General features: G+C 72.9%; 6 protein-coding genes. 3 read left to right on the top strand and 3 right to left on the bottom strand.

What is annotated here, in order from left to right; genetic code table 11:
• Positions 1 to 263: 263 nt before the first annotated feature.
• Both ACFWFR_RS12895 and ACFWFR_RS12890 read left to right on the top strand, forming a co-directional pair.
• Complete coding sequence (locus ACFWFR_RS12895) at positions 264 to 5,732, top strand: GH92 family glycosyl hydrolase (RefSeq protein WP_377623226.1); 5,469 nt, start codon at positions 264 to 266, stop codon at positions 5,730 to 5,732.
• Positions 5,733 to 5,831: 99 nt separating this feature from the next.
• Positions 5,832 to 7,082 carry an AGE family epimerase/isomerase gene (locus ACFWFR_RS12890; RefSeq protein WP_191801025.1) on the top strand — a complete coding sequence of 417 codons (1,251 nt, stop codon included), beginning with the start codon at positions 5,832 to 5,834 and terminating at the stop codon, positions 7,080 to 7,082.
• 50 nt (positions 7,083 to 7,132) lie between these two features.
• Here the strand turns inward: ACFWFR_RS12890 and ACFWFR_RS12885 are convergent, their stop codons facing one another.
• The 3 genes from ACFWFR_RS12885 to ACFWFR_RS12875 all read right to left on the bottom strand — a co-directional run bounded on the left by ACFWFR_RS12885 (position 7,133) and on the right by ACFWFR_RS12875 (position 10,630).
• Positions 7,133 to 9,283 (bottom strand): ABC transporter permease, encoded by a 2,151-nt coding sequence (locus ACFWFR_RS12885; protein ID WP_377623225.1) that lies wholly within the window; start codon positions 9,281 to 9,283, stop codon positions 7,133 to 7,135.
• A gap of 88 nt (positions 9,284 to 9,371) precedes the next feature.
• Positions 9,372 to 10,226 carry a molybdate ABC transporter substrate-binding protein gene (gene modA / locus ACFWFR_RS12880; RefSeq protein ID WP_377623224.1) on the bottom strand — a complete coding sequence of 285 codons (855 nt, stop codon included), beginning with the start codon at positions 10,224 to 10,226 and terminating at the stop codon, positions 9,372 to 9,374.
• Positions 10,223 to 10,630: a molybdopterin-binding protein gene (locus ACFWFR_RS12875; protein WP_377618150.1), complete on the bottom strand. Its 408-nt coding sequence runs from the start codon at positions 10,628 to 10,630 to the stop codon at positions 10,223 to 10,225. The genes modA and ACFWFR_RS12875 overlap by 4 nt, the downstream gene beginning before the upstream one ends.
• A gap of 155 nt (positions 10,631 to 10,785) precedes the next feature.
• Here ACFWFR_RS12875 and ACFWFR_RS12870 point away from each other — a divergent pair, with 155 nt between their 5' ends.
• Positions 10,786 to 10,971: a hypothetical protein gene (locus tag ACFWFR_RS12870; protein ID WP_191801021.1), complete on the top strand. Its 186-nt coding sequence runs from the start codon at positions 10,786 to 10,788 to the stop codon at positions 10,969 to 10,971.
• Positions 10,972 to 11,019: the final 48 nt, after the last annotated feature.

Below are 11,019 nucleotides of genomic sequence, written 5' to 3'. Positions count from 1 at the left end.
GGGTACCCCCGGGGCGGGCCGGCAGCCGCGCCGAGCCCCAGACTTCCGGTGTCCGACGCTGTGCACCGGGGAACGGCGCTCCCTCGTCGACCCTCTGAGAAGGGTCGACGAGGGAGTTGCTTGCACCAACCTGACAGCGCTGTCGGTTTCCCGGGGGGACGGGGGACCGAGACCCGCAGGCCGCCACCCGGTGGTCCGCACCGCACGGAAGAAGACCCCGCTGCACCAACTGTGGCCGGAACGATCGAAGGAGATCGCACGACATGAGCTGGTACCCACCCACGCACGAACGCCCGACGGCGGATGCGCCGTCGGGCAGCAAGCCCACCTCTCCCGGCACACCCGCGGGCAAGGGCCGACGCCGCATCGCGGGCGTCCTCGCGGCCGGCCTCGCCCTGCCCATGCTCCCGCTGGGCGTCGGGACGGCCTCGGCCGCACCCGAGCCCGGCGACTTCTCGACGTCGTTCGAGACCGGTGACGCCGCAGCCCTCGACACGACCGTCGCCCAGCGCGACGGCGCGCCCTGGCAGTCCAACGTCACCGGACCCGTCTCCACGCTGCCCGGCAGCGCGCTCGGCAGGCTCGCGGGAGTGACCGCGAGCGGCGAGAACCTCCCCAACGAGGGCGCGGCCAAGCTCGCCGACGACAACTCGGGCACCAAGTGGCTCACCCGGACCACGACCGGCTGGGTCGCCTACGCGTTCACCGAGCCCGTACGGATCACGGGCTACTCGATGACGTCGGGCGACGACGCCGAGGGACGCGACCCCAAGAGCTGGACCCTGGAAGGGTCCACGGACGGCACCACGTGGGTCCCGCTCGACCAGCGGACCAACGAGGACTTCCCCCAGCGCAAGCAGGCACGGGTCTTCGAGGTCACGACGCCCGGCACCTACCAGCACTACCGCCTCAACGTCACCGCGAACTCGGGCGAGCCGCTCACCCAGCTCGCGGACTGGAACCTCTCGACCGACCTGAACGCCGCCCCCGCGCAGACGCCCATGGTCACCAAGGTCGGCGCCGGCCCGTCGAGCGGCCCGACCATCAAGACCAACGTCGGCTTCACGGGCACCAAGGCCCTGCGCTACGCGGGCAGCCAGCTCGCCGACGGGCCGTCGAGCGCGACCAACCTCCTGTACGACGACGTCGACGTCACCGTGGGCGAGGACACGCGCCTGAGCTACACGATCTTCCCCGAGCTCCTCAACGACCTCGCGTACCCCTCGACGTACGCGTCGGTCGACGTGAAGTTCACCGACGGGACCTACCTGTCCGAGCTGGGCGCGCGCGACCAGCACGACACCCCGTTCTCGCCCGAGGGCCAGGGCACGGGCAAGATCCTCTACGCCAACCAGTGGAACTCGATCCAGGTGGACCTGGGCGGCGTCGCGACCGGCAAGACGGTCGACGAGGTCCTGCTCGGCTACGACAACCCCACGGGCAAGACCGGGACGCGCTTCCAGGGCTGGGTCGACGACATCGCGCTCACCGCGAGCCCCGAGCGGATCGACGGGTCGAGCCTGACCAACTACGTCGACACCCGCCGTGGCACGTTCGCGACCGGCGGGTTCTCGCGCGGCAACAACATCCCCGCGTCCGCGGTGCCCAACGGCTTCAACTTCTGGACGCCCATGACCGACGCGGCGTCCCAGAGCTGGCTCTACGCGTACCAGCAGCAGAACAACGCGAACAACAAGCCCCAGCTCCAGGGCATCGGCGTCTCGCACGAGCCCAGCCCCTGGATGGGCGACCGCAACCAGCTCGCGTTCCTGCCCGCGGCGGGCGGCGGCACGCCCAACGCCACGCTCGGCACGCGCGCGCTCGAGTTCACGCACGACGACGAGACCGCGCAGCCCGACTACTACGGGGTGCGGTTCACCAACGGCATCCAGGCCGAGGTCACCCCGACCGACCATGGCGCGGTGCTCCGCTTCTCCTACGCGACCGACCAGGGCCAGGTCCTCGTCGACAGCGTGAGCGGCGACGCCAAGCTGGCCTACGACGCCGCGAGCGGCACGCTCTCCGGCTGGGTCGACGGCGGCAGCGGCCTCTCGGCCGGACGGTCGCGCATGTTCATCTCCGGGACGTTCGACCGCCTGCCCAGCGCGGTCGGGACCGCCGCGGGCAACCGCGCCAACGCCCGGTTCGCGACGTTCGACACCTCGTCGGACAAGACCGTCGAGCTCCGCGTGGCCACGTCCTTCATCAGCCAGGCGCAGGCCCGCAAGAACCTCGACCTCGAGGTCACGGGCAGGTCCTTCGAGGACGTGCGCTCCGCGGCGCAGTCCGCCTGGAACGACCGCCTGAAGGTCATCGAGGTCGAGGGGGCCAACGAGGACAAGCTCACGACGCTCTACTCCAACCTCTACCGCCTCAACCTGTACCCCAACTCGCAGTTCGAGAACACGGGCACGGCCGAGGCGCCGAAGTTCCAGTACGCGAGCCCCGTCGCGGCCAAGACCGGCAGCGCGAGCGACACCACGACGAACGCCAAGATCGTCGACGGCAAGATCTACGTCAACAACGGCTTCTGGGACACCTACCGCACGGCCTGGCCCGCCTACTCGCTCCTGTACCCGGAGCTGGCGGCCGAGCTCGTCGACGGGTTCGTCCAGCAGTACCGTGACGGCGGCTGGGTCGCCCGCTGGTCCTCCCCGGGCTACGCGGACCTCATGACCGGCACCAGCTCGGACGTGGCCTTCGCCGACGCGTACCTCAAGGGCGTCCCGCTCGCGGACCCGCTCGCGACGTACGACGCCGCGCTCAAGAACGCGACCGTCCTGCCGCCGAACAACGCCGTGGGCCGCAAGGGCCTCGACACGTCGCAGTTCCTCGGCTACACCCAGGCGTCCACGCACGAGTCCGTGTCGTGGGGCCTCGAGGGGCTCATCAACGACTTCGGCATCGGCAACATGGCTGCGGCCCTCGCCGAGGACCCCGCCACGCCCGACGAGCGCCGCGAGCAGCTGCGCGAGGAGTCCGAGTACTTCCTCGAGCGCGCGACGCACTACGTCAACCTGTTCGACCCGGCCACGGGCTTCTTCCAGGGCCGCAACGCGGACGGGACGTTCGAGAAGTCGCCCGAGACGTTCAACCCCGAGGACTGGGGCGGTCCCTACACCGAGACCAGCGGCTGGAACTTCGCGTTCCACGCCCCCCAGGACGGTCAGGGCCTCGCCAACCTCTACGGCGGGCAGGACGGACTCGAGGCCAAGCTCGACCTGTTCTTCAGCACCCCGGAGAAGGCACCCAACGGCGGCATCCACGAGCGTCTCGAAGCACGTGACGTCCGCATGGGCCAGTGGGGCATGAGCAACCAGGTCTCGCACCACATCCCCTACCTCTACGACGCGGCCGGTGCCCCGTCCAAGACGCAGGAGAAGGTCCGCGAGTCGCTGCGCCGCCTGTTCGTGGGCAGCGACATCGGCCAGGGCTACCCCGGTGACGAGGACAACGGCGAGATGTCGTCGTGGTGGATCCTGTCCTCGCTCGGCATCTACCCCCTGCAGGTCGGCTCGGAGGAGTACGCGATCGGCTCGCCGCAGTTCAGCAAGGCGACCGTGCACCTCGAGAGCGGCGACCTGGTCGTCAACGCCCCGCAGAACAGCGTCGACAACGTCTACGTCCAGTCGCTCACGGTCGACGGCGAGGCGCACACCTCGACGTCGATCAAGCACTCCGACCTGGTCGGCGGCACCACGCTCGACTTCGAGATGGGCCCCGAGCCCTCCGCGTGGGGCACGGGCGAGGACGACGCACCGCCGTCCCTGACCACCGGTGACGAGGCGCCCGAGTCCGACACGGACGTGACGACGTCGGGCCTGGGGACGGTGACCGTCTCCGACGGCACGCCGGCCGCCCAGCTCGCGTCGCTCACCGACAACACGTCGCAGACCCACACCACCTTCACGACGGGCACGCCCGTCGTCACCTGGAAGGCCGCAGGCCTCCAGCCGACGGTCACGTCCTACACGCTGACCTCGGGCGCGACCGGCACGGCAGCACCCAAGGCCTGGAAGGTCGAGGGGTCGAACGACGGACAGACCTGGACGACGCTCGACGAGCGCACCGACCAGCAGTTCCGCTGGGCCGTCCAGACCCGGCCGTTCACGCTCGCCGAGCCCGCCGCGTACTCGCAGTACCGCGTGGCGGTCACGGCGACCTCGGGCGAGGGGGCGCTCGTGCTCGCCGAGCTCGAGCTGCTCGCCGACCCCAAGGCCTCGACCGGCGCCGAGCTCACGCTCACGGCCGGCCAGGACGTGGCGACCACGACCGGCACCGAGGTCAAGGCGTCGCTCGCGACGCTCGTCGGGGTCACGCCCGAGGAGGTCGCGGCAGGCGACGTCAGCGCGACCGTGACCTTCGGGGACGGCAGCGGGCCCGCCGCCGGGACCCTCACCAAGGTCCAGCTCGGCGGGTACACCGTCACCGCGCCGCACACCTTCGCCGCACCGGGCGTCTACCCGGTCACGGTCACGGTCACGCGCGGCGACAAGACGGTCACGGCCTCGCTCGACGTGTCCGTCGAGCTGGTCCGTGAGGGTTCGCTCGTCGCGGCCTACGACAACGTGTGCATCGGCGACGTCGGGACCACGTCCGGGAGCTGTGACGGCCAGGGCGTGTTCTTCGACCGGGCACAGCTCGCGGCCAAGGGCTTCGTGCAGGGCCAGCGCGGCACGGTGCCGGGCACGGACCTCGGGTTCGACGTCCCGGCGATCCCCGCCGGGCAGCCCGACAACGCGACGGGCGACGGCCAGACCATCGAGGTCGACGTCCCCGCGGACGCGCAGCAGCTCTCGGTGATCGGCACGGGCACGGAGAAGAACCAGGTGGCCTCCGGGACGCTGACGTTCGACGACGGCTCGTCGCAGCCCATCGACCTGAGCTTCGGCGACTGGTCGGGCGCGGCCCGCAACCCGGTGTCCGGCAACATCGCGGTCGCGGTGACCGACCACCGTCTGCGCGGCGGCAGCCCGCAGACCGGCACCCCCGCCGCGGTCTTCGCGACGGCGCCGGTCACGCTCCCCGAGGGCAAGCGACCCGTGAGCATCACGCTCCCGGACCAGCCGGGTTCCCTCGCGAGCGACGGACGCATCCACGTCTTCGCGATCGCCGCCGACGGCACCCCGGTGGAGCACGCTCCGCTGGCCGCCGAGGCGGCAGCGGGCGTGAGCGTCGCCGCCGGGACCTCGCTCGAGGCCACGCTCGCCACCGTGACCGGTGGACGCGCGACGGCCGAGGCGCCGCTGCGGGCGGCGATCACGTGGGGCGACGGCAGCGACGTGGCCCCGGGGACGGTCGTCCCCGGTGGAACCTCGGTCACGGTCGAGGGGGCGCACACCTACGCGCAGCCCGGGACCTACACCGCGCACGTGACGGTCGACGACGGGTACGCGAGCACGAGCGTCCCCGTGACCGTCACGGTCACCGAGGCCGCTCCGGCTCTCGACGTCGCCACGACCGTCAAGACGCAGTGCACGGCCAAGAAGGTCACGCTGTCCGTCACGGCGGTCAACGGGGAGTCCTTCCCCGTGACGATCAAGGTCGTCACCCCGTTCGGCACCAAGACGTTCACGAACGTCGGGCCGGGCAAGAGCGCGCACCAGTCGTTCGCGACGCGTGCGGGCTCGATCGAGGCCGGCACCACGACGGTGACCGCCACGGCGACGGTCGACGGTGAGGAGGTCGTCGTGACCAGCGAGGTCGCGTACGGGGCCGCCACCTGCGGCTAGCCGCCAGAGGTACCTGATCGGGTGCCCCGCCGTCGGACGACCGGCCGCGGGGCACCCGCCCAGGGGAGCATCATTGACAGGTACGAGGAACGGGGAACCATGACCACCAGGGACGACGCAGCCGGAGCACCGGACGCTGCCACGTGGCGCCGGAGCCAGCTCGACGGGCTGCTCACCTTCGCGGAGGCGTCGCTGGGAGCGGACGGCGGGGCTCGCTGGCTCGACGACAAGGGCGCGCCGGACCCCCGCGAGCCCGTGCACACGTGGATCACGGCGCGCATGGCGCACATGTACTCGCTCGGTTCGCTGCTGGGCGTCCCGGGCGCGGACGAGCACGCCGACCTGGCGCTCGAGGGGCTGCGGACCTACCTCGCCGACCCCGCTGACGGCGGCTGGTTCGCGTCGCGAGGGCCGGGGGACGCGGTCGACGACACCAAGAGCGCCTACGCGCACGCGTTCGTCGTCCTCGCCGCGTCGAGCGGGACCGTGGCCGGACGGCCCGGAGCGCGCGAGCTGCTCGACGAGGCGCTGCGGGTCCTGGACCAGGAGTTCTGGGAGGCCGACCAGCAGATGCTGTGCGACGAGTGGGACCGCGCCTGGACGAGGTGCGTCCGCTACCGCGGTGCGAACGCGAACATGCACGGCGTCGAGGCGATGCTCGCCGCGCACTCGGCGACCGGCGACCCGCTCTGGCTCGAACGCGCGACGGCCGTCGCCGACCGGGTCGTGGCGGGGGCGGCCGAGCGCGAGTGGCGCGTCGTCGAGCACTTCGACGCGTCCTGGAACCCGGAGCCCGAGCTCAACGCCGAGCGCCCCAACGACCAGTTCAAGCCGTACGGCTCGACCCCGGGGCACGGGTTCGAGTGGGCGCGGCTCCTGCTGCAGCTCGACGCCGCGAGCGACTCCTCGGGGTCGGGGGCGTCCGCGGGCATCCCGGGGCCGCGGCTCGACGCGGCACGTCACCTGTTCGACCGGGCGCTCGACGACGGCTGGGACCCGGTCGAGGGCGGCTTCGTCTACACGGTCAACTGGCACGGCCGACCCATCGAGCAGCGCCGCTTCCACTGGGTCGCGGCCGAGGCGATCGGGGCCGCGGAGGTCCTCGCCAAGGTCACGGGCGAGGAGCGGTACGCGCGGCTCGCCCAGGAGTGGTGGGCGTACGCGCAGGCTCACCTGGTCGACGTCGAGCACGGCTCGTGGCACCACGAGCTCGACGTCCACAACCGCCCCTCGGGGGCCGTGTGGGACGGCAAGCCCGACATCTACCACGCGGGTCAGGCGCTGCTCCTGGCCGACGTGCCCGTGACGGGGAGCCTCGCGGAGTCGGTCGAGGCAGTGACGTCCCGCTGAGTGCGGACCCTCGTGCGACACGCCCGGCGCGTCGCACGAGGGCCCCGCGCTCAGCGGGTGCCGTAGACCTGCACCTCGGCCGCCTTGACGGCGAACCACACGCGTTCGCCCGGGGCGAGGCGCAGGTCGGCGACCGAGCGGGGGGTCAGGTCGGCGGCCAGGTGCCCGACGGCGTCCCGCACCTCGCGCGGACCCGTCACCTCTCCCCAGGCCCGGAAGAGCTGCCCGTGCGGCTCGATCGAGGTGATGGTCACCGCGAACGCGTTCCGCGGGCTGCCCGACGGCGCGTCGCGGTGGATCGCGACCGCACGGGGCTCGAACACCGCGACCGCGGGATCGCCGGCGACGAGGTCCGTCGCGTCGGCGACGACGCCCGCGACGGCGAGCCCCGGTCCGTCGAGCAGCAACCCACCGTCCTCGGCAGCGACGCCCGCGAGGAGGTTGATGCCCGCGAGCCGCGCCGCGAAGCGGGACCGGGGGCGCGTCAGGACCTCGCGCGCGGGCCCGTCCTCCACGACCCGGCCGCCCTCGAGCACGACCGCTCGGTCGGCGAGCAGGAGGACGTCGAGCAGGTCGTGCGTCACGAGCAGGGTCGTGCGGGGTCGGTCGCGCTGGGCGTCGTGCAGGACCCGGCGCACCTGCTGCGCGACCCCGACGTCGAGCGAGGCGAGCGGCTCGTCGAGCAGCAGGACGCGCGGGTCGGTCGCGAGCGCGCGGGTGATCGAGACCCGTTGGGCCTGGCCGCCGGAGAGCGCGCCGGGCCGCCGCGCCGTGAGCGGGCCGGCACCGAGCTCGTCGAGGCGCTCGCGTGCCTCGGACCGGGCCGCGCGGCGGGGCACGCCACGGGCGCGCAGGCCGAACGCGACGTTGTCCGCCGCGTCGAGGTGCCCGAACAGCAGCGGACGTTGGGTCAGCCAACCGACCCCGCGTCGGCGCGGAGGGACCGAGAGGCCGCGCGACGTGTCGGTCAGGACCTCGCCGCCGACCCTGACACGGAGCTCGTCCCGCGCGGGACCCGGCACGGGCGCGCCCGTCCGCGGACCGGGAGCGGCGCCGTCGGGTCCGGGGCTCCCTGCGTCGCGGCGGGACCTCGCGCGACGCGGGGGGTGCGCGCGGTGGGGGAGCAGGCCCGTGACGGCCTGGAGGACGGTCGACTTCCCGGCGCCGTTGGGCCCGAGGATCGCGACGACCTGGCCGGGCTCGACCTCGAGGTCGAGGTCGACGCCGCGCTCGGCGAGGCGCACGCGCACGCCGAGCGTGACGGGCTCGCTCGCCGAGGGCGAGGCACGCGGTGTCCGAGGGGGACCGCCCCGGTCGCTCTCTGCGGGAACCTGGTCGCCCGCTGCGAGTCCTCGGACGCCCCCGAGCCCCCGGTCGCCCTCGGCCGACGACCTCGCACCCCGGACCTGGGGGTCCGTGCTCCCGAACGGCCCCCCGTGCACGGCCGCCGTGACGATCACGGCCACGACCACCAGCAGGAGAGAGAGCGCGACCGCGGCGTCGGGGTCGGCGCTGCGCTGCAGGTAGATCTCGAGCGGCAGGGTCTGCGTGACGCCCTGGAGCGCCCCGGCGAACGTGATGGTCGCGCCGAACTCCCCGAGGGCGCGCGCGAACGCGAGCACCGCACCGGACACGAGCCCGGGCAGGACGAGCGGCAGGGTCACGCGACGCAGCACGGTCGTGGGGGAGGCGCCGAGCGTCGCGGCGACCTCCTCGTAGCGCGCGTCGTGCGTCCGCAGCGACCCCTCGAGGCTCAGCACGAGGAAGGGCAGCGCGACGAAGGTTTGCGCCATGACCACCGCGGTGGTCGTGAACGCGACCTCGATCCCCAGGACGGACAGGTGCTGGCCGATCAGCCCGCGCCGCCCGAACGTGTAGAGCAGCGCGATGCCCCCCACGACGGGCGGCAGGACGAGCGGCAGCAGCACGAGCGCACGGGCCACGCGCTGCCCGGGGAACGTGGTCCGTGCGAGGACCAGGGCCATGGGCGCGCCGAGCAGCACGCAGCACACGGTCGCGACGAGCGAGGTCCGCACCGAGAGCCACAGGGCGTCGGTCGCGGTGGGCGAGGTGAGCAGGTCCCAGATCCCGCCGAGCCCTCCGGACACGTCGAGTCGCGCGACCATCGCGACCACGGGCACGACGACGAACAGGGCGCCGAGCAGCGCGGGCGCGAGCACCCAGCGGGGGAGGCCGCGCATCAGACGGTCTTCCGGGGCGCGACGGGGTTCCGGCCCCGGGCGCGGTCGAGGACCGACCCGAGAACGGTCCCGCCCCCGCGTCCCGGCCTCACGGTGCCCCGAAGCCCGCCTTCGCGAGCGCTGCCTGGCCGACGGGTCCGGTCACGAGGTCGAGCCACTCCTGGGCCAGCGCGGTGTCCGCGGCTCCCGACGTGACCGCGATCGGGTAGGTGTTCACGACGGTCTTGGTCTCGGGGACGTCGATCACCTCGACGTCGTCGCCCGCGAGGGTCGCGTCGGTCACGTAGACGAGCCCGGCGTCGGCCTCTCCGGCGGTGACCTTGGCGAGGACGTCGGTCACGCTCGCCTCCTCGCTCACGCGGTGGACGGTGGTGCCGGCGGCGGCCTCGACCTTGGTGGTCGCGGAGCCGCAGGGCACCTCGGCCGCGCACACGACGACCTTGAGGTCCTCGCGCGAGAGGTCGGCGAACGACGTGACGCCACCGGGGTTCCCGGCGGGGACGACGACGGTGAGCGTGTTGGTCGCGAAGACCACGGGGTCGGTCGCGTCGCCGCCCTCGACGACGCGGTCCATGTTCTTGGTGTCGGCCGACGCGAACACGTCGCCGGGGCTCCCGGCGAGGAGCTGGTCGGCGAGGTCGGCCGACCCGGCGAACGACAGGGCGACGGTCACGCCGTCGTGCTCTGCCTCGAAGCCCTCGGCGAGCTCGGCGAACACGTCGCGCAGCGACGCGGCGGCGAGGACCGTGAGGGTCTGCTCCTCGACGGCGACGTCCGGTGAGGAGGCGGCGGCGGGGGTCTCGCTGCCCGACGACGTCCCGCACGCCGCGAGGGCGACCGTCAGCAGGGCCGTGGTCGTCACGGCGACCGCGCGCCTCGCGGCTCGCGCGCGGGGAGCGGTGGCCGACGGTGCGGTCGGGGGAGTGGGGGTGGTGCTGTTCACGCGATGCCTCCTGGCGTCTCGACGATCACGGTGGTGGCCTTGACGACGGCGACGGCGAGGCTGCCGGGCTCGAGCCCGAGCTCACGCACGGCCTCGGTGCTCATGAGCGAAACGACGCGCTGGCCGCCGCACAGCATCTCGACCTGGGACATGACCGTGTCGCTCACGACGTGGGTCACGATCCCGACGAACCGGTTCCGCGCCGAGCGGGCCACACCGGACGGGTCGCTCGTGGGGGACTGGGCGTTCTGGGTCGCGAAGCGCGCGAGCTGCGCGCCGTCGACGACCTTGCGGCCCGAGTCGTCGAGGGCGACGTCGAGGTCGCCCGCGTCGACCCAGCGGCGGACGGTGTCGTCACTGACGCCGAGCAGGTCGGCGGCTTCGCGTATCCGATAGTGCGGCATGAGAGCGAGCATAGTGCCGCAGATGCGGAACTGTTGCGACACGATGTCACGATACGGGCCGTTTGGCGGCGATATGACTGATTCCGCGGTGCGGGCGTGGCATGCTCCGAGAGGCGTGCGGCGCGCACGTCGGGGACGCGGGAGGAGAACTCGTGGTGAGTCGCTACTGGAGCTCGCTGGGGCTGGTCGTGATCGGTGCGATCTGGGCCGTCGGAGGAGCCGTCACGGCGATCGCGGGGGGCGAAGAACCCGGATCGCCGATGCTCTGGGTCGTGCTCGGCCTGGTCGCGGTCGTCGCGGGCGTCGCGAGCTACGTGGTGCGGTCGCGACGGGACGCCTGAAGGTCCCGCACATCAGGGAAACGCGAGAGGCCCCGCACCAGCTGGTGC

This window comes from Oerskovia sp. NPDC060287 (assembly GCF_042726775.1).
GTDB classification, from domain to species: domain Bacteria; phylum Actinomycetota; class Actinomycetes; order Actinomycetales; family Cellulomonadaceae; genus Oerskovia; species Oerskovia merdavium.
Note: the sequence above shows the minus strand (reverse complement) of the source record. Positions and strands in the feature narration are given on the sequence as shown.